This window comes from Bradyrhizobium sp. 41S5, assembly GCF_011516665.3.
Classification (GTDB): domain Bacteria; phylum Pseudomonadota; class Alphaproteobacteria; order Rhizobiales; family Xanthobacteraceae; genus Bradyrhizobium; species Bradyrhizobium quebecense.
Map to the genome: position 1 here is coordinate 7,162,441 of NZ_CP083721.1, position 23,425 is coordinate 7,185,865.

General features: G+C 62.9%; 18 protein-coding genes and 6 pseudogenes. 6 read left to right on the top strand and 18 right to left on the bottom strand.

Going from position 1 to position 23,425, the window contains the following annotated elements:
- Positions 1-48 precede the first annotated feature (48 nt).
- From HAP47_RS34465 to HAP47_RS34480, 4 genes and pseudogenes are all read right to left on the bottom strand, one after another.
- Positions 49-891, bottom strand: a complete 843-nt coding sequence (locus HAP47_RS34465; protein WP_173640815.1) for an electron transfer flavoprotein subunit beta/FixA family protein — start codon at positions 889-891, stop codon at positions 49-51.
- Between the two features lie 581 nt (positions 892-1,472).
- The gene (nifA, locus tag HAP47_RS34470) at positions 1,473-3,221 is read right to left on the bottom strand and encodes a nif-specific transcriptional activator NifA (RefSeq protein WP_173640814.1); all 1,749 of its coding nucleotides are present in this window, start codon (positions 3,219-3,221) and stop codon (positions 1,473-1,475) included.
- Between the two features lie 252 nt (positions 3,222-3,473).
- Positions 3,474-4,309, bottom strand: a pseudogene (locus HAP47_RS34475) (SDR family NAD(P)-dependent oxidoreductase).
- A 383-nt stretch (positions 4,310-4,692) separates the two neighbouring features.
- Positions 4,693-5,115: pseudogene (locus HAP47_RS34480) on the bottom strand (transposase).
- 502 nt (positions 5,116-5,617) lie between these two features.
- Here HAP47_RS34480 and HAP47_RS34485 point away from each other — a divergent pair.
- The gene (locus tag HAP47_RS34485) at positions 5,618-6,073 is read left to right on the top strand and encodes a hypothetical protein (RefSeq protein WP_231168574.1); all 456 of its coding nucleotides are present in this window, start codon (positions 5,618-5,620) and stop codon (positions 6,071-6,073) included.
- A 22-nt stretch (positions 6,074-6,095) separates the two neighbouring features.
- On the opposite strand, the pseudogene HAP47_RS41720 reads toward HAP47_RS34485, so the two are convergent.
- The 12 genes and pseudogenes from HAP47_RS41720 to HAP47_RS34545 all read right to left on the bottom strand — a co-directional run.
- Positions 6,096-6,152: pseudogene (locus HAP47_RS41720) on the bottom strand (hypothetical protein); the annotation flags it as partial.
- Positions 6,153-6,254: 102 nt separating this feature from the next.
- Positions 6,255-6,692: pseudogene (locus HAP47_RS34495) on the bottom strand (IS630 family transposase); the annotation flags it as partial.
- Positions 6,693-6,817: 125 nt separating this feature from the next.
- Positions 6,818-7,835: pseudogene (gene fni, locus HAP47_RS34500) on the bottom strand (type 2 isopentenyl-diphosphate Delta-isomerase).
- A gap of 86 nt (positions 7,836-7,921) precedes the next feature.
- Entirely contained in the window at positions 7,922-8,824 is a 903-nt protein-coding gene (locus HAP47_RS34505) for a terpene synthase family protein (protein WP_173640813.1), read from the bottom strand.
- Complete coding sequence (locus HAP47_RS34510) at positions 8,821-10,368, bottom strand: hypothetical protein (RefSeq protein WP_173640812.1); 1,548 nt, start codon at positions 10,366-10,368, stop codon at positions 8,821-8,823. The genes HAP47_RS34505 and HAP47_RS34510 overlap by 4 nt, the downstream gene beginning before the upstream one ends.
- Positions 10,365-10,616, bottom strand: a complete 252-nt coding sequence (locus HAP47_RS34515; protein WP_173640811.1) for a hypothetical protein — start codon at positions 10,614-10,616, stop codon at positions 10,365-10,367. Before HAP47_RS34515 ends, HAP47_RS34510 begins: the two co-directional genes overlap by 4 nt.
- Before the next feature lie 28 nt (positions 10,617-10,644).
- Positions 10,645-11,634, bottom strand: coding sequence for a polyprenyl synthetase family protein (locus HAP47_RS34520; RefSeq protein WP_166104103.1), 990 nt, complete (start codon positions 11,632-11,634; stop codon positions 10,645-10,647).
- 137 nt (positions 11,635-11,771) lie between these two features.
- Positions 11,772-13,115 (bottom strand): cytochrome P450, encoded by a 1,344-nt coding sequence (locus tag HAP47_RS34525; protein ID WP_166104107.1) that lies wholly within the window; start codon positions 13,113-13,115, stop codon positions 11,772-11,774.
- A 63-nt stretch (positions 13,116-13,178) separates the two neighbouring features.
- Positions 13,179-13,487 (bottom strand): ferredoxin, encoded by a 309-nt coding sequence (locus HAP47_RS34530; RefSeq protein ID WP_173640810.1) that lies wholly within the window; start codon positions 13,485-13,487, stop codon positions 13,179-13,181.
- 1 nt (position 13,488) lies between these two features.
- Complete coding sequence (locus tag HAP47_RS34535) at positions 13,489-14,778, bottom strand: cytochrome P450 (RefSeq protein WP_173640809.1); 1,290 nt, start codon at positions 14,776-14,778, stop codon at positions 13,489-13,491.
- Positions 14,779-14,870: 92 nt separating this feature from the next.
- Positions 14,871-16,073, bottom strand: a complete 1,203-nt coding sequence (locus tag HAP47_RS34540) for a cytochrome P450 (RefSeq protein ID WP_173640808.1) — start codon at positions 16,071-16,073, stop codon at positions 14,871-14,873.
- A gap of 16 nt (positions 16,074-16,089) precedes the next feature.
- Positions 16,090-16,245: a cytochrome P450 gene (locus tag HAP47_RS34545; RefSeq protein ID WP_224924231.1), complete on the bottom strand. Its 156-nt coding sequence runs from the start codon at positions 16,243-16,245 to the stop codon at positions 16,090-16,092.
- A gap of 517 nt (positions 16,246-16,762) precedes the next feature.
- On the opposite strand from HAP47_RS34545, the gene HAP47_RS34550 reads away from it, so the two are divergent.
- On the top strand, positions 16,763-17,053 hold the full coding sequence (locus HAP47_RS34550) for a phospholipase effector Tle1 domain-containing protein (RefSeq protein WP_231168575.1): 291 nt from the start codon (positions 16,763-16,765) through the stop codon (positions 17,051-17,053).
- 481 nt (positions 17,054-17,534) lie between these two features.
- Complete coding sequence (locus HAP47_RS41725; RefSeq protein WP_371821703.1) at positions 17,535-18,281, top strand: hypothetical protein; 747 nt, start codon at positions 17,535-17,537, stop codon at positions 18,279-18,281.
- Here HAP47_RS41725 and HAP47_RS34560 read toward each other — a convergent pair.
- On the bottom strand, positions 18,259-19,077 hold the full coding sequence (locus HAP47_RS34560) for a YopT-type cysteine protease domain-containing protein (RefSeq protein WP_166104119.1): 819 nt from the start codon (positions 19,075-19,077) through the stop codon (positions 18,259-18,261). The two genes, HAP47_RS41725 and HAP47_RS34560, sit on opposite strands and share 23 nt — an antisense overlap.
- Before the next feature lie 806 nt (positions 19,078-19,883).
- Here HAP47_RS34560 and HAP47_RS34565 point away from each other — a divergent pair.
- Entirely contained in the window at positions 19,884-20,285 is a 402-nt protein-coding gene (locus tag HAP47_RS34565; RefSeq protein WP_173640807.1) for a hypothetical protein, read from the top strand.
- 385 nt (positions 20,286-20,670) lie between these two features.
- Here HAP47_RS34565 and HAP47_RS41730 read toward each other — a convergent pair whose 3' ends face one another.
- On the bottom strand, positions 20,671-20,916 hold the full coding sequence (locus tag HAP47_RS41730) for a hypothetical protein (RefSeq protein WP_321576392.1): 246 nt from the start codon (positions 20,914-20,916) through the stop codon (positions 20,671-20,673).
- A 243-nt stretch (positions 20,917-21,159) separates the two neighbouring features.
- Here HAP47_RS41730 and HAP47_RS34575 point away from each other — a divergent pair, with 243 nt between their 5' ends.
- Together HAP47_RS34575 and HAP47_RS34580 are read left to right on the top strand one after the other, a co-directional pair.
- Positions 21,160-21,303, top strand: a complete 144-nt coding sequence (locus HAP47_RS34575; protein WP_231168576.1) for a hypothetical protein — start codon at positions 21,160-21,162, stop codon at positions 21,301-21,303.
- A 363-nt stretch (positions 21,304-21,666) separates the two neighbouring features.
- Positions 21,667-22,825: pseudogene (locus HAP47_RS34580) on the top strand (IS3 family transposase).
- The last annotated feature ends 600 nt before the right edge of the window (positions 22,826-23,425 follow it).

A 23,425-nucleotide genomic window follows, 5' to 3' on the forward strand; every position in this document is an offset into this window, starting at 1 on the left:
CGCCCGGCAGACTCGACGCGTCACTCGAAGGCAGTAACGCAGTTGAGATCAAGCATTGCGGGCTAACGCCGCGAGTTCGGCTTCTAGCTTCGGTTGATGCTTGAAGATGGCGTCGATCAGCGCTTGCGCTGGTTGCTCGGCCGCTTCAACCAGTGCCGCCTTCTCAACGCGGGCGGACGGAGCGAACACCCGCTTGACGACAGTCGGCGAGCCCCTAAGACCGCATTTTGAGATGTCCTCGACGCCGACATCCTGGGCGCTCCATTTCACGATCGGGGCGCGCGCAGCGCGCAAGGCATCCGCCATGGCGCCACGACGAATCTGGTTGGTCGCCTCCAGCATGGTGATCAGGCACGGCAGCCTGGTGTGCAGAACCTGGACCCCACCTTCGGAGCGCCGCTCTGCCTCAATTGTGCGTGCGGCGAGATCAAGCGACCTGACCTTGGCGACGTAGGTTAGTTGAAGCACGCCTAGCCGCTTTGCGATGCCGGGCCCGACCTGCGCAGTATCGCCGTCGATGGTTTGCTTGCCGGTAAAGATAAGATCTGGCCGGCCATATTCCTTGTCGATCTGTCGAATGGCTGTTGCCAGTGCGTACGTTGTGGCCAGGGTATCGGAGCCCGCAAAGCAACGATCGGTTAGCAGTACCGCGCGATCGGCGCCAAAGGTCAGCGCTTTTCGGAGCGAGTCTTCCGCCGACGGCGGCCCCATTGTAAGCACGGTTATTTTGCCGCCGAACCGATCGCGCAGCTCCAGTGCGGCCTCGAGCGCGAAAAGGTCATATGGGTTGATGATCGTCGGCACGCCCTGGCGCATGATCGTATTGGTGACCGGGTGCACGCGGATCTGTGCAGAATCGGGAACTTGTTTAATGCAGACGACATTGTGCACAGTTCAGTTCCATAAATTGCCAAGCTGCGAAGAAGAACAGCAAGTGTTGTACCAGCGCGCATGATTTCGGAATCAGCTCAACAATACAAAAGCTTAGGCGAGCCAGGCGATATCGCCCGACGCTCCCGACGAAGCAATGTCGACACTCGTCGCGAATGCGACAGGGCTGTTCGAGCGACGTGATCGGCAATTGAGCCGGCCCGGGAGAGTTCCTCCTCAACGAGGTGGGTTTTGCTCCAGACGATCAAGATACGGATACAGTTCGTCCGAGCCGGCGTTGGCTTGATATCTCGGTTGAACTATGGATCAACCAAGCCGCTCGCCACGACGACCGAACGTATCGACGCTCGGTGGTGTTCTGCACGTCGAGCGCAAGCCGACCTCTATCCCGGTCGAGCGAGCTCATGCTCACAGCTCTCCAGTCCGGTCCGGGTCTCTATCCATGATGAAAACCTGCCGTGGATAGGACCGTCCTCAGAGGAGGGGTAGACCAGCCCCCCCCCCCCGAAACCATCGACGATTAACCTGCCACGGCTATTTGCCTCAATGTGATGATCGCAGCTCCCGCTCCTGTGTCCTTCTCAAAATCGCTTGATCTCGATTCCGTATTTCCTCAACGCGTAGCCGATCTGGCGCGGAGTAAGTCCGAGCAAGCGCGCTGCCTTTGCTTGAACCCAACCGGATTTTTCCATGGCGGCAATGACTCGTTCGCGATCGGCAATCTTCGCGCCGCTCACGAGGACTGTGCCGGGAGGTCCCAGTGAGGCCAACTCGCTGCCAACAGGCGGCAGCGGCGCGTCCGCCTTAGTCACGGGTGTGACAGGACTCGCCGGCATTGGCATGGTTGGTGCAGGCTGGACTGTCATCTCATCCGATGTACTTTTCCAGAGCATCGCGGAAAGGCACTGGCCATGGCAACATGCAAAGTCATTTCTCATGATCGAGGGCCCGGCGGCCAGGGTCGCTGTTCGCTGGATGCAATTTTCGAGTTCGCGGACATTTCCTGGAAATCCGCAGTTCATCAGCACATCGATCGCACTCGCCTCAAAGCTCAGCGTACGGCGGTTCTCGCTGTTGAAATTTTTCAGAAACTCGCTGGCAAGCAACGGAATATCACTTCGCCTTTCGCGCAGTGCTGGCAGCATCAAGGGAACTACGCTGATGCGATAATACAGGTCTGCGCGGAACTCGCTCCTCGCCACAGCCTCTTCAAGATTCCTATTGGTCGCAGCTATGACACGAACATCCACCTTGATGGTCTGGTTACTGCCGACGCGCTCGAACTCCTGCTCTTGCAGAACGCGCAGCAACTTCGCCTGGAACGGGGCCGAAATTTCACCGATCTCGTCAAGAAACAGCGTGCCCTTGTCGGCAAGCTCGAAGCGCCCTTTGCGCGCGCTGAACGCGCCGGTAAAGGCACCCTTCTCGTGACCGAACAATTCGGACTCCAGAACTGTCTCAGGGAGCGCCGCGCAATTCAGCTTGATGAAGGGCCGCTTGGCACGCAACGACAACTCGTGAATGGCCTTGGCTACGAGTTCCTTCCCAGTACCGGATTCACCGCGAAGCAAAACGGTGCTGTTCGATTTAGCGACGACCGCGATCTTCTCGAGCAGCCCGCGCAGCGCCGGGCTGTCGCCGATGATCCCGTGGATCGGCACCTTCTTGCGCTCCCTTGCGGGCTGCTCTGACAGTTGCTTATGCAGCCGGTCTTTCTCCACCATCAGTCGTTTGCGGTCACAGGCGAACAGGCGATGCAGCTTAACTGTCTGCCCGACCAGGTTGGCGATCATGCCGAGCAGCCGCGCGTCGTAGTCAAGTTGTTGGCTCGACCTGTCGTCCCGAATACGATCAACCGTCAGCGTACCCACGACTTTCGGATCAATACGAATTGGAACCCCGATGAATGACACCAGCATACTGTCTGTGGCGCCGAGCACCTGCAGGTCCGCAGCGCTGAACGCCGGCTCGACTGCCACATTCTCGGCGATCAGGGGTGTGTCCGTCGCGACGATCTGATCGATCGCCTTCCGCGGCAAGTGCATCCGGTAGCGCTCGTCACTACCCTCGCTCCAGCCGGCCCCCACGGCGATGTCCGGCATCCCTTCATCGTCGAAGAGTGAAACGATGCCGTGTCGCATCTGCACAAACGATTGCAGAAGATCGACCACTTTGGCCAACGTCACTTCGAGCCGGCAAGGTGCAGTGAGCGCCCTTGATATTTCGAAGATGCCTGTCAGGGCGCTCTCGCACAGCGGTTCGACCGAGACCTCGCGCTCCGTCTCTGACTGTGAGTTAGGTCTTTCGCGTGTGGATGCGATATGCAGCATAACGAGGTCTCCGTTGTTCTGATCGGCCTCCCCTGGCACCTTGTTCGGGTTTGCGAGCGTTTCTTTGCATGTCATGCTCGATCTAGCGCCAAGTGTTGACGAGATGACATAGAAGGGTAACACCTTTTCATGGCACGAGGGTAACTCACAGGGCCTCGATCTCAGCTTTTGCGGAATGGGTGCGTAACGTCGGCGTGAACGCAAGTTCCACTACTTCGGTTCAAATCAGCTACCTTGCTGGGCCTCGCCGTTTCAAAGATGTTGCCCACCATTGATCGGCACCTCGGCGCCGGTGACATAACTTGCAGCATCCGAACATAGGAAAAAGATGACCTTGGCCACTTCATCGGGTGTTCCCACTCTGCGCAGCGGAATGCTGGCACGAGACGCGCTTCCGTGTCGAGCGACAACATACTCGTCTGTATTTCGCCGGGTGCGATCGCATTCACGCGAATGCCATGCGGCGCATAATCGTGGGCCATTTCTCATGTCAGAGTTGCAAGCGCAGCTTTCGACGTCGCATACGCACTACCGGCAAATGGGTGCACACGCGAGCCCGCGATGGACGTCACGTTGACGATCGATCCTGACGCAGCTCTCAGCTCCTCAAACAACCCTTGCACCAGCATTATCGGAGCCACCAGATTGAGATGGAACACCCTCATCCAGGTTTCGGATGAGGTCGTCAACGACGTCAGCCGGCCACCATTGGAGGATTTCGGCGAGACGCCGGCATTGTTTACCAGCGCGTGCAACGGTGCGCCCGCCAACCGTTTCTTGACCTCGGTGATCACGCGCGGCAGCATTCGATGATTGCCAAGATCGACTTGGACATGATCCTCGTTCCCTGACTCCCACGGGCACCGCTCGCGATCGAACGGTTGGCGCGCGCAAGAAATGATCCGCCAGCCCGCCTGCGAAAACAGCTTGGCAGTGGCGTGACCGATCCCGCGTGAGGCGCCGGTCAGCAACATCGCCTTCTTTTCTCCCCGGTGGACGCCGGCGTGGCAGGCATGCACGGGACAACCCGACTGTGTTGCAGACAACAGACCTCCGACCATATCGTCATTTGGCAGATCGAGACCCACGCCAGCCTCCCATCCTGTAGCACCGTTGGCGGACACGTAGCAGGATTTGGGCCATCGCTATGCACGCAAACGCGCCCCGCTTTTGCGTCCTAATGTCGCGCTCGCGTAACAGCTGGAGGCTTAGCGACAAGGCGCGTATGCATTGCGACAGCGACGGCTTATCAACTACAAAATGCCGCGCGCACTCGCCCGCGCTACGCGATCAGGGCGTAAAGCACGCCCCGCCTTGCTGGCTCGTAGCCTGACCAGCGAGTGGATGGACAGCGTCTCTCGTCCGAGCAACTATCGGTCAGGATCGCTTTTGCAATGTACGGCCGCATCAACTTGTACAGAACATGACGTAACCAGCTTCATACGTCAGGTTCGCCCGTCACTAGAGCGTTTCACATTTTGACTGAAGCATAACCGGCGTTTGCGAAGTAGTTTGCGCATTCGCGAGGCTGGATGTCCTGAACGAGGTGACCGATGTGGCGCCAAGTGTCTTCGACGGTGCGCCTCTGAGCCTGCCGCATCCAGTGTTTGATCTTGGAGAAGGCCTATTCGATCGGGTTGAGGTCGGGCGAGTATCGCGGCAGGCACCAGAGCCTGGCGCCAGCAGCCTGGGTCATCTGCCTGACAGCTTTCGACTTGTGACTTCCGAGGTTGTCGAGAATGACGATGTCGCCTTCGCGCAGGGTTGGCAGGAGAAGGTGCTTCACATAAGCGCGGGAGACGAAGGACCCCCGGCCGGACTCTGGATCTGTCCCAGAAAAAATGAGGCGAGGATCAGCCGTGAGAGCCTGGGCGACGACGTTGGCGGACGACATCGCCAAGGCTCAAACCACGCAACAGATTGCTCCTCGAACGGCGTGAGCCGTCGCGTCGGTTGTCATCCTGCTCGGCGCGATAGAGCCCTCGCCTGTCCCTCTGACTTGATCCGGTCGCGCCCAGAATAGGTAGGAGCCCGATCCAATGTTGATGTTGTACCGTCAAATGTCGCTAGCCTTTCGGGCTGGACTCCGTGCAGCATCAAGATCTGACGATGTCTAAAAAGACTGCCAACTTGCGAGCGGTTGATCTGGTTGCATCGGGTGGCCGCTCGATCAGATCGGTGGCCAAGGAACTTGGTCCCGGGAGGCCAACAGTGGACGGCTGAAAGAAAATTGAAGGTTAGAGCTGGCTCCGCAAAACGCCACAGCAAGATCGTAAAGCCCCGCCTTCAGCATAACCCGGCAGGAATCCACTTAATTTTCGCGAGGCGCTATCCAAACAACCGGGACCAGCTCTGTTGCCGTCGAATTCGATTCTGCAACGATTAGGGCCAGATAAATGTACCAAGTGCCAGTTGATGAATTACGCGCAACGTCCGCGGCGGCTGTCGGAGCAACTCTCAAGGACGCAGCTTACATCCTCGAGGAAACGCAACATCGCCCTCTGTCCCCTAGGGAAGTTGGCGAGTTCATTGGGACGATCAACACGCCTGATTTTGAGAAGATTAAGGCGATGGTCCTTGACTGTTCCTCCAAAATTAGAGTGCGGAAATATGGTCGCTCCGTTGTCACGATTTCCCCCGTGGAGGTTACTAACCGATGTGCGTCTAACTGTGATTTTTGCGGATGGCGCGCCGACAACACGCAGATGGGGCGCGTAACTATCGATGAAGAACTCGCCGATATTCAAACTCAATATTTGCTTGAGAAAGGTGTTCAGGATTCCGAGCCAGCTTTCGCAAGAACAGCGAAGCACCGGTTTTGTGGAGCCGGAAGCGCTTGTACTTTCGCATGATCCACGCCTTCAGCTTCTGATTGACGTAGTCGACCAGAGAGAACAGCGCTGAACGGCTGAACCGACCATAATAACCTATCCACCCCGGAGGAGCGGATTGATCTGTTGGGGAAGCTCAGCCAGCGTCCCCGGCGTTTGCCGGGGAATGTGCAAGCTTCGGATCGTTGCTCGCATGGCCTTCCAGCCGGCCCGGATCAAGTCCGGCCTGCCAGGATTGCCAACGCTGGCGCCTACGAGAGACGTCGGCGCGCGCTTGTTCGAGGGCGAACAGTGTTTTTTTGAACCGCAGTCCTTCCCGGCGCAGGAACAGCCAGACCGCGTTGTGTGAGACCTTGCCCCCCCCCCGAGCTGCCAGTTCCGCCTTCAGACCATGCAGCGTCAGGTGCGGCGTCTGAGTGATCCGCTCGACAATGAAGGCACGATGCGGATCAAGCACGGGCTTGCGGTGACCGCCCATCTTGCCAGGCGCAACCGAGCCGGTCGCCCGCTGCCGCTGTGACCACTTCACAACCGACGAGACCGCAACACCAAACCGTTCCGCCACAGATCGGCAGCTCTCGCCCGCTAAAACCGACGCCACCACACGCTCGCGAAGATCCAGGGAAAGAGGTCGGGTCATGCGATGCTGGCCTCCAATCCAGTCAGCACCTTGAATCATAAACCGCCAAAACCGGAATCCCCTCCGATTCAGTTAAGCAATGAAATGCTCTAGGCGCCCGCCGCCACGTGCGGGCGACGCCGGCATCAACCGGCGGGCAGATGCACCGCGGGCAACAAGCGCGCCTGACGCAACGCGCCAGATCAGCCGGCCGGTGCAGAAGCAGGCGACGGCCAACTGGCGGATGACGATCTCGAAATGCGCGACAACCGCCTCAGTGGAAACCGTTAGCCGCGCGCAGCACGCCGGCCGCCTGCCCGGCGATGTCCGCGCAGGCGGATGGCCTTGGCCACGTCGACGCCGCCGCGGATCCCGCCCGCGATCAGCTTCACCGTTGGCCCGACGTACCGCCTGCACGCTGGCCGGGGTCGGAATCCCCCAATCGGCGAACGCCATCGCCACCGTCGGCGGCATCGCGGGCGCGCTGGCCCTCCACCACGGCCCAACTGGTGCCGCCGGCGCCGGCGACATCGATCACCGCCACGCCCGCCTCGACGAGCGCACAGGCCACCGAGGCGGAGAGGCCCGACCCCACTTCCTTGGCCACGATCGGCACGCCCACGCTGCGCGAGCGATCTGCGCCAGGACGCCGCGCCTGTCGCGGTCGCCCTCCGGCTGTACGGCTTCCTGCAGCGGATTGAGATGGACGATGAGTCCATCGGCATCCACCGCCCGGCGCGCCAGGTCCAGGCTGTCGGCCTCGCGCAGTTGCGCGGCGCCGATATTGGCCAGCAAGGGGAACGTCTGGGGCCAGGCGGCGCAGCGCGCGCGTCAGCCCCTGGGAGTTGCGGGATTGCAGGCTCACGCGCTGCGAACCGACGCACATGGCGATCCCCAAGGCTTGCGCTGTCTCGCTCAGATGCCGGTTGATGGCCTCGACGCGTGGCATGCCGCCGGTCATGGAGCTGATCAGCAGCGGCGCGCGCATGGTCTTGCCCAGTAGCGAGGCGCGCAGGTCGATCTGCGTAAGGTCCAACCCGGGCAATGCGCAGGTTCGAAACGGATGTAGTCCCAGCCGGCGGCGACCGTGGCCGGCGCCGTTCGCCGATCCAGCACGATGTCCACATGGTCGTCCTTGCGCTGGCTCAGGGCGGCGTCGCTCATGCTCGCTCCATCCGTCGCATCGGGCGACGGCGTTGCGTCGGATCGGACCGACGGCAGCGCGCGCACGCCGCCGCCCTCCCGCGCGTTCAGGCCGACGCACGCTGGCCTCCCCCCGCAGCGTCGCTGCGGTAGCGGCTGGTCGAGGTCTGGTAGTACTGCGCGCGGATGGCCGCCATGGTCTCGATCAACGGTCCCCACGGCGCGGGAAAGCGTTCTTCCGCCATCACCCGATGCAGCATGCGCGTATGGCCGGTCAGCTCGTCGTTGAGGAACTCCACCACAGGCATAGCCGGATAGCGCTGCAGCAGCAGGATTACCGCGTTGTCGGCCTCGCCGGCCGACCTGTCCTTGTCGCGTCCATGCAGATCGTTCTGCAGGCGCCCTATCGCGGAGATGAGCCGCAGGACCTGGCGAAACGCCGGACGCGCACGCAAGGTCGCCATGTCCAGCCCCCACAGCAACGACAGGCAACAGAATACGTTCGTGTAGGCGATTGAATTGATGCCGTTGTGCAGGTACTCGGCGTAGGACCAGCGTTCCGCCCCTGCCGCCTGCGCGTGTCCGGCGCGCAGCGCCGCGCAGTAGCACCGGGTATCGTCGAGAAGCTGAGCATAGTCGCGGCGATCGTAGGCGAGCGCGGCCAGCGAAGCGCGCAGCACAGCGCAGCCCTCGAATCCGGGGAGCGCGCAGGGCTCGCCCTGCCCCAGCGCCTGCTCCACCGCGGCGAGCTGTTCCGGCGCGATCAGGCCAAGGTCGTTGCAATCGTCGAGCCAGAACAGCAGCGCCAGTTCGCGATAGAACGCCACGATCAGCGTTTCGTCCTGCGGATCGCGGCCGATGCGGGCGCTGGTGTCGCGCAGGCTCGTGTGGATGCGCTGCAGGATGTACTGGCCGCCCCTGACCGCTTCCACGGCATGCTCGTCGGCGAACCCGGTCAGGGAATGCCCCCACTCCAGCACCTGCTGCAGCGCGCGTTCGGTCTGGATCATGGCGCCGCTCCTGCTCCCTCGGCCAGGACGCGCCGCCCCCAACGGAGCGCCAGCCACAACCCGGCGAGTTCGGCCACGCGCACGACCCGGGTGGGGCAATACAGTTCCTTGCCGATCCACAGCGGCGTCTGCGGCAATGCATGCGCATGGCGGGCGAGCATCCACTTCAGCGCATGCGCCACCGCCTGCGCGATGCGCCTGCGCGCTGTCGGCTCTTCGCTCCCGTCCATCACGTACAACGCGAACAGCGCATAGGCGGTTTCCTCGAATGTAGACGCGCGACCGGCGCCCCAGCCACCGTCGTCGCGCTGCGCCTGCAGCAGCGCCGCCAGCGCGCGGTCGTCGCGCCACTGGGGCTTGCCTTGCGCCAGCGCAGCGACCGCATGCGCGGTGGGATACAGCCACGAAACGTGCCATTTTTCGTTGTCCCATAAACCGTGCGCGTTGCGATTGGCCTCGACGTAGGCGCTGGTGCCGGTGGCGGGCTTTCCCAACAGTCGCAACGCATGCAGGGCGTGGATGTTGGTCGACACCGAGGCATTGCGCTCGTCGGGGAAGGTGACGAACAGCTCGCCGATTTCGAAATGGCGCAACGCATCGACCGCCGGGTCGCGGCCTGCAAGGCGCAGGACGCACAACGCAACGGCGGTGTCGTCCGCATCTGCCGCGAAGTGCAAGGCCGGGCCTAGACCGCGCACGCCCAGGCGAGCGTCGAGCTGCGCGACGATCACGCGCACCGCCTCGGCGAGCGCGGGATGCGCGAACAGTCCAGCCAGATGCAGGGTGTACAGCGACCAGCATAGCTCGAACACATTGATCGGCCAGACGTTGGGAACGACACCTTCGATGCCGCTGCGCGTCGCCCGCGATGCCGCCTGCAGATACGCGTCGGCACGCCCGACCTGCGGCGTGCTCCCCTGTGTCACGGCGTGCGCACGCCACGCGGCGGTGGCCGCCGGACTGATGCCGATGCTGCCGTCATCATCCGGGCATGCGGTGGTCGGCGACGTCCCCCAGGCTTCCCAAGAGTGCAGCAACGGATGGCCGCTCGGGAACGTCGCCACCGCCCTCAGCTTGACCAGGCACGCTTGCCGCAACGGCAAGAGCGCCGGGTGGCGCGGAAACGCCACGCCGCCCAGCAAGGATGCGGCCTCGCCGCACAACTGCGGCAGGATCAACTCCGCGCCGATCGGCGCGTCTTCCGGCACCGCATGCGCGTAGGGATCGGGCTGGCGCTCGAGGAACCGGATTGCAGCCTGGACTGCGTCGGCAGCGCCGGGAAGAGGATCGGCACGCTGCAATGCCAGCAACGCCGCCCACGTGGGCGCATGGCGGAACAGCGGGAAGTCCGCGCTTCCCCATCCGCCATCGGCCTGTTGCTGTGCGATAAGCCACGCGTATGCGTCCTGCCGACCAGCGGCGTTGCCGTGGAACTGCAGAGCTCGCGCCGTGTCGTAAACGGACGGACCGACGCTGCCGCCGTCGCTCATCTCGCTCAGCAGGTGGCGCAATTCGGAAAGGATCTGTTCGGACAGCGAGTTCACGCGGGATGTTCCTTCTGCAGACGGTTGACGAGAACCAGGATCGGGCAGACGCCGCGCACGTCACCGCAGGCCCGGCGCATGGGCAGCGCCGGACGGCCGCCCTGCTCCGGCGTGGCGACGCGCCCCGATGTCGGTCCGCCGCATAGGCTTGCGCGCAGCGCGCCACGGCGTGCTGGGCAACCGCTGCGATCGGCGCCGCGGACTCGGACACAGTGCAGCATGCAGCCGCCGGCCGATCGCAGCGGCACAGGCGCGACTCCATGCGGACGGGCGCGCTCACGCGCATGGCGCGTGCTTGAACAGATACGCGTTGGCCCGCTGCAGCATCTGCGCCAACCGTTCCGCACGCGGCCCCAACGGGGCGATGGCCTCCCCGGCGTCGCGCAACAAATCCAGCGCGAAGTGTCGAGCTGCCTGCAGCCCCATGATCGACGCGCAGGTCGGCTTCTGCGCCGCCGCGTCCTTGCCGGGGGTCTTGCCCAGCGTCGCGGTATCTGCTGTCGCGTCGAGAATGTCGTCGACCACCTGCAACGCCAGGCCGAAACAGGCGGTGTAGCGATCGAGCGCACAGTACAGCGCAGCGTGCGCGGCATCCTCCGCGATGGCGCATAGCGCGCCCATGCGAACGGACGCGCGCACTAGCGCTCCGCTCTTCATCCGGTGCATCGCCACGATCCTGTCCAGCTCGACGTGCTTTCCGACCAGCGACAGATCCATGGCCTGGCCGCCTGCGGCACCCTCGGCGGACACCGCCTGCGCCAGTTCGCGTACGAGCGCGATACGGTTGTCGCCCGGCGCATCCAGGCTCGCCAGGGTCAGGAAGGCGTGCGCCTGCAGCGCATCGCCGACCAGGATCGCAGTGGCTTCGCCGAACTTGACGTGCACGGTCGGAAGGTCGCGGCGAAGCACGTCGTCGTCCATCGCGGGCAGGTCGTCGTGGACCAGGGTACAGGCGTGCATCATTTCGATGGCGGCGCCGACGTCGTCGAGCATGTGCACCGGCGTATCGGCCAGTGCGCCGGCAGCCAGACAGAGCAAGGCGCGGGTGCGCTTCCCGCCATGCAAGGTGGCGTAGCGCATCGCCGCCATCAGCTCGGTCTCACCGTCGTGTTCGGCGCAGAGAAGACGCGCCATCGCCTGTTCGACCCGCTTTGCGCCGTCCTGCATCCAGATCTCCGGCAGCAGCCTGCCGGGTGCATGCGCGCCCAATCCGCCGAGCGCGGAAACGCCAGTTCGGTCGTCGTGTAGCGTGGAACCAGTCTGCATGTTGTTCATCTCCTTGGTACCTGAAACGGCCACGGCGAGCCCCGAGCCGCCGCGGTGTTGCCGGCGTCGCACCGAGTGCAGCAATGCCGCGCGTCGCCGGCGCCGCTGCCTCGCCACACGGGGCATGCGATCCCAGCTCATGAGAATCCGATGCGGATTGTCATGGACGGATGTGCGGTCGGGTAATAGCGCCGGCCTTTTTCGACGCCGCTCAGCAACCGCGGCCGCACCCCGGCCTTGTGCATGGTCAGCGCCAAGGCGATGCAGCACTGCACCAGTTCCAGCCATACCAAGTGATAGCCGATGCAGACGTGTGGGCCGGTACCGAACTGCAGCATGTCCACCGGCCGGATCGGCTCCGTGCGTTGCAGCCACCGCGCCAGGCGGAACTGATCAGGCGCCTCGTGCAGCAGCGCCGATGTCGAGAAATGCAGCAGCGGGATGCACAGATGGGTGCCCGCGGGAATGCGCCGTTGGCCGAGTTGCAATTCCTGCAGCGCGCGACGCGGCAGGAGCGTGGTCGCCGGATGCACGCGCAGCGTCTCGCGGAACAGCGCCTCGGCGACCGGACACTGCGCCAGGTCCGCGTGCCGGGTCGGCACCGCGCCCACGCGTTTCGCCTCCTCGACCAGGGCATCCCACAGCACAGGCTGCCGCGCCAACTCGATCACCATCCAGGCCATCGTCGAGGCGGTGGTGTCGTGACCGCCAAGCAGCAGCAAGCGGATATTGGCGACCAGCACGTCATCGGAGAGCGCATCGTCGCTGCGATCGAAGGCGCTCACCATGTCGTTGATCAACCCGGTGCGCGCGGTATCCGCGCGGGCGTCGCGGACGAACTGGCGCAGCTGCGCGTCGATCCAGTCGCGGGCGGCGCGGCCGCGCCGCAAGGGCAGTCCGGGCAGGTCGACCCGGGGCGCGACGATCAACTGCAGCAGTTGCCGGTACTTGCGATGCCATCCCGGCAGGTCCTGCGCGGGGATTCCCATGAGTCTGAAGATGAGCCTGAGTGACAGGTCGCTGGTTTCGCGCAGGATGGTTACGTCGCCGCGGTCGCGCCACGCCTGCACCCGCGCCCGGATGACGGGCGCGAATAGGTCGCCGATGCCGGCCTCGGTCAGCCCCTTGGGCAGGAACGCCGCTTTGATCGCATCGCGCGCCTGCCGGTGCGCGCCGCCGTCCTGGGCGACCAACGTTCCGCCAAGCAATTCGGGCGCGATCTCTTCGATCAGCGCCGAGGACACGTCCTTGTGCCGGAGCAATGCGAACGCATCCGGATCCACGCAGGTCATCTGGTGTCCGGCAGGGCCGAAATCCAGCCAGAAGCAGCTGCCCAGCGTCCGTTCCGCGCGCAGCAGCAGGCGCGGCAAGTCGCAGACGATGGCGGGAAGATGCCCGACCAAGGGGAAAGCGCCCGGCACGACCGGGATATCGTACCGCAGCCGGTGCCGACGGTCCAGCGGGTTGAGCAGCATGTCCATCAGCAGCGCGGCGCCGCTTCGGCGGCAGGTACCACCACTCTGCCGCCCACGGCCACCTTGCCTTCAAACCGCCCCATCGTGTCCTCCTGGATTGCGTTGGTCTTTCGCGGCATGCCGCTCGGCCTCCGCCGGAGAAGGCGCAGGGTCGGCGCAGGGTCGCTGGTCATCGCCAGCGTCGCTTTCGATGACCCGAATGGCGGCGACCGGGCACTGGCTGGCCGCGCGCCGCACGGCGGCGTGCAGCGCCTGCGGGACCGTCGCTACGCACACTTCGGCCACGCCGTCCGGATCGCGCTGGCGAAAGGTGCCCGGCAGCGTCAGCACGCACTGCCCGGTGGTTCCGCACAGATCCTGGTCGACCACGACGCGCATCTCAGCCCCCCCGCGCTTGCAGCCGCACCGACAGCGCGCGGAACGTCCTAAGGAACGCGGACGGCTCCCGGGTCGGCTGCTCGGCCAATGCCAGTGTGGGGAAGCGCGCCTGGATCCGCGGCAGGCTCTCGGCCAACTGCACCCGGGCCAGTTGCGCACCGAGGCAGAAGTGGATGCCGTGGCCGAAGCTCAGCATGATCTTCCCGTCGGTCGACATGCCAGGACTCGTGCCGTAGAACCGCGCGGGATCGAAGCGGTCGGGATCGGCGAAGGCGTCCGGGTCGCGATTGCCGGCCGCGACCAGCACGCGCACGTCCGCGTTCTTCGGGATCACCGCGCCGCCCAGTTCGATGTCGCGCTGGGCGATACGCGGAATGGAGCTGAACATAACGGGCGCGTCGCAGCGCAGGACTTCTTCGACGAATGCTTTCACCCCCACGGCGTCTCCCTGCAGCCAGTGCCGCTGTTTGGGATACGCCAGCATCGCCAGGACCGCATGGTCGATGGCCGCAGCAGTGGTGGCGAAGCCGCCCAGCAGCATGCCCCACAACATGCTGATCAACTCCGCATCCGATAGCGTGTCGGCATCGGCGTCTTGTGCGCCGACCAGCATCGACACGATGTCGTGGCGGGGATCGGCGCGCTTGCGCGGTATGAGGTCGCCGAAGTAGGCCAGCACCCTGGCGCTGGCCGCGTCCGCCGCGGCGAGCTGGGGATCGCTGGCGTGCGGGCGCAGGCCTTCCAGAATGGCGCCGATGCCGGCGGCGAGCCCGAACATGTCGTCCGGGGGCATGCCGAACAGTTCAGCGGAGACCAACACGGGCAAGGCCAGCGCGAATTCCCGATGCAGGTCCACCGCCTCCCCGCGCTCCAGCGCGGGCGCCATGCCGTCCAGGCGCGCAGCGACGATGCGTGCGATGCTCGGCCGCAGGTTGTCGATCTGGCGCATGGTGAAATCGCGCGAGATCAGCCGGCGCAGACGCGTATGCGTCGGTGGATCCTTCATCGCTAGCGTGGACGCCAGCAGATTGAGCGATAGGCTGGTCGCCACACGCGGGAAATAGCGCGCCAGTTCGCCCGGCGCCGGCGCCCGAAACGCATCGCCCGTGGCCTTGAACGCCCAATAGATGTCGGCGTGGCGGCTCAACAGAAAGAGCCCCGACGCCGCGCGATGCACCGGATCGTGCTCGCGCAACCACCGCATGAACGGATACGGGTCGTGGGTGCACGCCGCCGACGCTAGTTCGGCGAAGGCGTCCCGGCATGCTGCCGTGGTTTCTTGCATGTCCATCTTGGCTACCTGTTGGCTACCTGATCTAACCGGCGCGCGAGGCGCGCCGGCAAATTGCGGAGAAGATCGCGATCCCCGGCGGCGTCCGCGCATCACCAGAACACCGGGAACTCCTCGAACCCGCCAGTGATGATCTCCTTGCGCAACTTCAGTTCTTCCGGCGCCACGGCCAGGCGCAGCGCGGGAAAGCGCTGGAAGATCGAACCGAACACCACCTTGAGTTCCAGCCTGGCCAGCGCCACGCCAATGCAGTAGTGCGGCCCGAAGGAGAACGCCATGTGCGGCTTTCCGTCGCGCCCGACGTCGAAGATTTCCGGTTCGTCGAAATGGCGCGGATCGAACGACGTCGCCGGCAGGCCGACCAACACCTTGCTCTCCGCGGGAATATGAACGCCCGCGATGGTCACGTCGGTCCTCGGATAGCGCATGATGCCGTCCCACCCCGCGCCCGGCGGGTACATGCGCAGGATTTCCTCCACCGCCTTGTCCACCAGGGATGGATCGCCGACCAGGCGTTCGCGCTGCTGCGGGTGGCGGAGCATGGCCAGCAGGCCGAATTCGATTTGCGCGACGGTGCTCTCGTGCCCGGCCACCAGCATGCCCGCCGCCAGGCCCATCGCCTCTTCCTCGGTCGCCTTGCCCAGGTCGACCGCCGCAAGCAGATCCGTCAGCAGGTTGTCGCCCGGATCCTGGCGCTTGTCCCGCATCTTGCCGCGAATGTAGGCGCGCAGCTCTTCCCAGGCCAGGCGCGACGCGGTGCGCGGGCCGCTTTCATGCTGGTGCGTCATCACCTCGTCGGACAGCTCGGCGAAAAAGGCGTGATCCTCGTAGAGCACACCCATCAGCGCGCTGATGACCATAGCCGGAAGCGGAAAGGAGAGATGGCGCCGCAGGTCAGCGGGCTGGGGCTGGGCCGCCAGCGTCTCGAACAACTGCGCGGCGATCGCCTCTACCCGCTGCGCGAGCAGCTTCACCCTGTGGTCGCTGAACGCCGGCGCCACGATCGTGCGTAACCGGGCATGTTCGGCCCCCTCGTGCGAGACCAGCCACCCCGGCGAACCGAGAATCACCGAATCCGGGGTGAATGCCGCCGGCGGCATTCCCGCAGGCCGGAACGCCGTGTCGGACAACACCGCCTTGGCTTCGTCGTAGCCCGTCACCCACCAGCCTTCGTGCCCGGACGGGAAGCGCACGCGGTGGATCGGACCGTTGGCGCGTAGCGCCAACATCTCGGGCGAGGGCTCGATGTGATCGACGCGCCACATCGGTAGCGTCGGCAAGGGGTGTTCGGACATGGTGGCACTTCACTCTCTAAGCGATGGAAGGGCGGAAGGTGACCGGCAGGCGCTGCGGGCAGCGAATGACGTAAGATGGCACGTCGACGACCTCCTCCGCGGCGACGGTCAGCGGCAGATCCCCCAGCCGCACGAACAACCCGGGGAAGGCGCATCGCAATTCCAGGTGCACCAGCGCAGCACCCAGGCAGAAATGCCCCCCCCCGGGCCGACAGGCGCGGGTTGTCCCGCCGGGTGACATCGAACCTGTCCGCATCGCCAAAGATCGACTGACCGCAGGGATTGGTGAAGGAGGCTCGACCGCACCCGCCACCGACGTGTCCGCCAACATAGCCTCCGGCCCAGTTCGACACCGCCGACGGCAAGCTTGACTCCTGGCTCAAGGTCTGCCGCTTCTCGCGACGAGCGCAATTGTTGTGGCTCCCAAAAGAAGAACTCTAGATCGCATCCAACATTCCCCTTTCCTGCATTTTCTCGGTCCGCAATCGAACGCCAAGTCATTGCCACAGCAAACCGTCGGAACGAACCAGACGCGAACAGCGACGCGCGCCGTGTCCGCCCCGAAGACCATCGCACTGCAATTGGTGATGATGCCGCGAACAGAGCAAATCGCGTGCCGAACTGAATTCGCAGGCTCAACAGGCACTTCGTAGCGGCGCGTAGTGTCAGGTTGTCGGCATTGAGTCTCAATGCCGACAACCGGCGCGGCAAGTGCCCGACAAAGGCCTGCTCTCGCGCTGAATGTGCGGGGCAGCCCTTGCGCGATATTTAAGCATTCGAATTGGCTGCAGCAGGTGTGGTTCGCCGGAAGCCACTCCGATGTCGGCGGTAGCTATCCGGAAAACGAAGCCCGCCTCTCCCTCGCTGGGTTGAATGGCGCATGCGGCCGAGACCTTCCCGACGGCAAGACGCCCGACGGCTCCGGCATCAAGGTAGACGATAGAGTCCTGAAGCTGAATCCGGATCCGCTTGGTCCGTAGCACGACGAGCGCGAACCCGGGTCACTTGCGGGGGCAAGTCAAGTGGACCGAAGGGTTACGTCAAGTGCAGAGCTAGGCAGTCCTTCATCCGGCGGTGCTTGAGCGCTTCGCCGCGCTAAGGCTGGCTTCGAGATTAAGTCTCAGCCGCGACTAAGCTCTGTCGTCGCTTCGAAGCGCCTCACCATCAGCAGCGTTGCTTGCTAAGCGAGTTCGCCGACCTGACCGGTGGATTGGCGTTGCTCTGCTTCTATAGCCGGCGATCTGCTGCCCGTAGTGGCGGGTGCTCGAGGCATCCGGAGCCACGTCGCTCTTCCAATCGACGACCGCGTCGATGCCGCCGGCGTCAGGAGGAGCCAAGCAAAGGATTCTAGCGCTCGCCCAGCCCCCTCGGTGCAAGACAATTGGTCCCTATACGCGCAATAAGGGGAACCGCGCTGTGACAGTCTCTCTTGACGGCGAAATTCGAGACGGACGGCGGTACATGCAGGTGCGAGTCTACTTTAAGATATCGACGCCCTGCCAGATTGTTTATCATACGAATTTTCTCCGTTTCATAGAGCGCGGCAGAACGAATTACTTGCGCCCGCTCGGCACCAATCAGCAAGGGCGGCTCGAGGAAACGCGGAACGATGCGCCGGGCTTCGCCTTCGTTGTCCGTTCGACGACAATCGATTCTCTAAAACCGGCGTTCTTGGACGGCCTTCATGACATTGTCACGGTCCCGCAAGAGGTGAGAGGCACTTCGGTTGGCTTGCCGCAGGAGTGCAGGCGCGGGGACGATCTCTTGGTCTCGGCGCGGGGACGGGTCTCGTTTATCTCAGGCGGAAAAGCGCAGCGCATCCCAAGGTCTGAGGCTTGCTATGGAAGAGCACAGATAAATCTGCCTTTCGATCACGCCTTAATGCTCCAGCGCCCCGATGAAATCAATGCATTGGCCTTCTGCTGCGACATCGTCAAGTCAGAGTTCGCCGGAGCGACACGTTGCTCAAGGTTCACAATCCAACTGGGTGACTGTTCTCGTCGTGGCGCTCTTATACGCGACGATCATTGCCATTGCGGCCTCATTCACCGCTGCCAAGCTCTTGGAAGGAAATTCCTCCATCTGCCGCAGAGCTGGCTCCCGACGCCGCGGCCGACGCAAGCGCTGGCCGACGCATCCGCGCCTTCACAGAAGGCGTCAATCACCACCGGCCTGCAGGCCCAACTCACTGCATCCTTTGCGTCGTGATTGTCGACAAATGTTGCCCGTTGGGATTCCTGTAACGATCGGCGAGGCTTTGTAACAATGAAGCCATCTGGTTCGGATCTGATCGAACAGTAAATTCTCCAAAGTTAGGGTCGAAAAGCGTGGTCGTTCCATTGGAGGCCGACGTCGCCACTGTGTGTGCGCCGCCTTCGGCGAAATACAAGCTGAGCAAATGGTTCGATCGGTCTTTGTTGATTTCGTTCACCATGCGCTCGACGTTCGAAGACTTGCCGAATGCGAATCTCTTCTCCTCTCCAGCCGGTTCCAAGCCAGCTTCCTCCAAAATGGCATTCTGTGCCCGAAGGTCGGCGTGAGAAGAGTCTGCTCCCCTGCTTCGCAACTGATCCTTGAGATTTTGATATTGCTGCTGCCGTTCAGCCGCTGAGGCGTGCGTTTGCGACCCAGGTGTGAGCGCACGCATTCGGGTTGGTGGGCTGTTGTTAAGATTGCGGAACCACTCCGCAGTCAGCCCAACGCAGATGCCGTCCACATTCGCATCACGCAGATCGGCCGTTCTGTAATCAAACAAGGAGGTGGCCGGACTCTCTGGAGCGGATGTACTGGGGTCGGAGGCACTGGAAGTTCGAACGTCGTTTTCATCCGAGGTATGTGGCTTGCTGCAGCAGGCCCCCCTCTTGTCGGGCAACTCCCCCGGTTGTGAGTTCCACTGAGGCGAGAGATGTGCTAGTGTTTCCGTAAAGCTGCCGCTATCCACCGACTGACTCAGTTCGTCAGCTTGGCTAGTGCGTGTCGATGAGCTACTGATTCGATCGTACATGACGATTCACCTTTCTGTGCTGCGCTAGTTTCCACGGATCGATTCGGGATGCTTAGGCCCTGCTGCGAGGATACCCAGCCAAGCTGACGGGCAGCTGTTGTCCAGCTTAGAATCGTTCCTTTGGCGAAGTTCTGACAATGTCTGATACGGTGCGGCGTAGCGCTGTGTTAGATCCTCCCGCGCATATCCGGTAGGTGGCCTTGAGCAGCGCTATCGTGGGGACGGACAATTCCTCCGCAACGCTGTTTGCCAGGATAGTAGCGGTGAGGCTGGCGCCGAATTCCTGAGTGCGCTCACCGGAATCATTCGCGGCGGTGAGCGGGCAATACCGCCAACGCTTCAACTACCGACCTTTAACCGATCGGGTTCGGCTGTCCGTCAGTGAGGGCCTCACAGTGAGCTGCGAAGCGGGCGACCATCGGTATTCCCTGTTTCGTGACGGCCTGGCGCTGCTCGGCAATCTGTTCCGCGATCGCCTCCGCGAGGTTGTTATCTGGTCGCCAAACGACGTGCTATCTTTGCGCTGGGCGGCGTCATTCCAGGACGACATTGAAGGAAGGAACGGTCGTCGGAAAGCAAGAAGGTGGGGCAAGTGGGATTGCCGCAGCCGCAGGGCCTGATTTCTCCGGAGGACAGCAGCGCAATCGGCGGCGAAGCTGATCCAATTCACGGCCGTCAGCTCCAGAGCGCTGCGGATGCTCGCATCGCGGATGTGGCGTAACGAGGGAAGTCGGTGGATTTCGACACCTTCTCGCGTTGCGAGATATGCCTGTGCTGAGCACTCTGATAGTGTCGTCGATGGCCCGTTGGAACGCGTGGAGATTGCTCTCCTGCTGAAATGGCGTCCGAAGCGCTGGGCCATCGAATGCCCGGGCGAACATTGCAACGGCCTGCCCCTCATCAACGTCCTGAAACGTATCGACGAAATTGCGCAGGTCGACTTCACTGTCGGGGAACGGAACTCTGTCGACGAGGCGCCGCAGCAGAAATTCGGCCCGAAGCCGGAGATGCTCCTCGAACCCGCGCCGGACCAGATCACCACGGTAGGGACGCCCCGTTTCACGGCGGCCGATCGAACCTGGTCGCGACGTTGGGCCGAGACACTGCCGCGGCATACGAACTTGAAGGCGTCAGGTTTGCCGATCACCGCGTTCCCCGCCGCGGCCAGATCCCTTCTCCGTCTTCGCTTGCCACGATTGACGCATTGAATGACGGTGCGCTCGTCCAGCTCGTCGTCGATCGGACGTGTGCCGATGACGAGACGCCCGTCTTCCAAGAGGAGCGATCACAACAAAATTATTGCTGCGACGACGCTCGACCCTGCCTCGCCACCACGTCGGTACCCGAGGCAAGCCATGGATTTTCAAATCCGCGCCTCGTCAATCTGGTCCGACTGCTGGCGCGACAGGCCGCACGGGACTTCGTTCGAGCCGAAACAGATAGGGGGATACGAGACTGCCTTGCGATGTAAGGAGTCGCCTCCTGAAGGTCGCGCCTGCGCCCGCTACTCATCAGACAATCAGCGAGACGCTTCAATCGAGGATCAGTTGCGGCTCTGCACGCCGAGAAACAAGGCTGGACAGTCGTCGACAGCTATACCGATCGCGCAATCTCCGGTGCGTCGCTGTTGCGTCGCGGCATCAGGAACTGATCGGCGATGCGACGCGCGGCAAATTCGTCGCCGTGCTCGCAGAGGCGATGGATCGCCTGAGCCGCGATCAGGATGATATCGCTGGACTGTTCAAGCATATGGCTTTCGGCGGTGTGCGTGTCGTCACGCTGTCGGGGGGTGACGTGACGCATCTGAACAAGGTTCTCGACCGCATCATCGATGAGCACGGCTGATCGTGAGCGGCTGGTCCGCCGATTGGGACCCCGCGTTGAGAGCGGCACTCACGCGGGCCCCGACGCGGGGATATCCAGTGTACTGGGCGGCGCGAGGTGAACCTTCCAAGATCGCCACGGACCTGATTAGACAGCGGGCCGGCAGGAACATTCGCATTGATAGCGCGGACACGAAAGCTTGGAACGCTTGGTGAGCAGCCAGGCTGACATCAAAAGGCAAAACCCACAGAGCGTTGGTTGATGGTGGCCAGCGACAAGCGCTTTTTGGCAAAGCCTGAATTCCGCATTCAGCTGGGTGATCTTATTAGTGAAGAAGCGCGAAAGCTGGAAAGGACGCTAAACGGCCCGGATTTCGCACTGATCGGCGCCTTTCTCCAATGACCTGATCATGCAGAAGGTGGCGCGAGCAGAGAGTGCAACGGAGTCGGTCGCGCGCATTGTGGGTGTTCTCCGGCGTTGGGGCACCGGATCAGAGTTTCGCTAAGTGCTCGACTTGCGGATCGAATTCGGCGTCAGGGAAAGTATCGGCTGGTTGGGCACCTTGATCTGCGCACCTACCCGGCCGTTCTCCTCCTTTACGCGTATGGCCTCGCATTGCTTGCTGCCCGGCGATATACTGATCTTCTCAAATTCCTCAGCGTTACCATCGTGACCGAGCGCGACAACACTACTGAAATGGACCCCGATTTTGGGACCAGAGGTTAGTTGGAAAAGGGCCGCTCCGTTTGATAGACGGAGGGCATGATGACGACGAAGACGAGACGCAAGATCGACGCGGCACTGAAGGCAAAGATTGCGCTGGAAGCCGTGCGGGAGCAGGCGACGGTGGCCGATCTGGCCCAGCGCTATGAGGTTCACCCGAACCAGATCTATGCCTGGAAGAAGCAACTGCTGGACCATGCGGCGCGGGCCTTTGATGCGGGTGTCGGGCGCGAGAGCGAGGAAACGCGCGAACGCGAGATCGAGAAGCTGCACGCCAAGATTGGACAACTGACGGTCGAGCGCGATTTTTTAGCGCGGAGGTCCGGAAGATGAGCACGCCGGACCGTCGAGGAATGCTCGATCGCGCCGACAAGGCGCTGTCGATCCCGTCGGCAATGCCTGTTGCTTGGCATCGCGCGCTCCGGGGTCTACCGGCCGGCCAACGACAACGACCTTGCCCTGATGCGGCGGATCGACGAGCTGTTCATCGCCTGGCCGTTCCTGGGCTCGCGGCGAATGACCGCAATGCTGAAGGCTGAGGGGCTTCAGGTCAATCGCAAGCGCGTGCAGCGGTTGATGCGCAAGATGGGCATCGCGGCGCTGGGACCGAAGCCGAACACGACGAAGCCGGCGCCGGGCCACAAGATCTATCCTTATCTGTTGCGCAACATGACGATCGACCGACCGAACCAGGTGTGGGCCGCCGACATCACGTATCTGCCCATCGGCCGTGGCTTTTCTTTATCTCGTCGCCATCATCGACTGGGCGAGCCGTGCGGTTCTGGCGTGGCGATTATCGAACACGATCGACGTCTCGTTCTGCGTGGCGGCTCCGGAAGGGGCGCAGGCGAAGTACGGCAGGCCGGAGATTTTCAATACCGACCAAGGCAGCCAGTTCACCAGCGCGGCCTTCACCGGCGCGTTGGCGGGCGCAGGGATCAAGATCTCCATGGATAGCCGCGGTCGTTGGATGGACAACGTCTTCATCGAGCGGCTGTGGCGGTCGCTCAAGCATAAGGACATCTATCTCAAGGGCTATGCCGACGGCCGCGAGGCCAAGGCAGGGATCGCGAGCTGGATCGCCTTCTACAACGATCGTCGCCTTCATCAGGCGCTCGGCTATCGCACGCCGATGGCGGTCTGGCGCAAACGGTTGCAGGCCGCGAAGGCTGTGGAATGGTGGACAACGCTGACGCGTTGACCACATGCCCACAGCAACAGCAGCAGACAGTGTCTCTGGCAGCGTGATAGGAAGTAATCAGGAGCGGTCAGTTTCCAACTAACAAACCGGCTCAAGCGGCCCCGCTCCGCGGGTCCATTTCACTACAACCGTGGTGAGTCACTTATTTCTCACGTCATGTGCGGGTGGCGAAAACAACGCCTGGCAATTCTTGCCGGGGCTTGAAAAGCGCAAGACGCCCCTCAGCGATCATCTGCACGATGTCTTCCAATCCTGGACCGGCGACTATCTGTTTTCGCCGAATGGTTACACCACTCTTTTCGAAGATTGCGAGCTGCTCTGCTCCCTGGCGTATATCTCGATCGGAACCAGCAGAGGACCTGCAGCAAGCAACCAGCGGCGCCACAGGCAGAAGCTTTGCCTGGTGTCCGATGGGACGGGTCTCATGGGACGGGCAGACGCGCAGGCGCATCATGGAAGGATGGGCGCGTCCGTAAGCGGCCGATGAACTGACGAAGGCCGACTTCGCGAGAGGACAGCCAGAGTATCTGAAACTTGCCACGAGCCGCCTCAACAATCTCGCGGGCGCCTCGAATGGTAGTGTTCGGACATCGAGTGCCT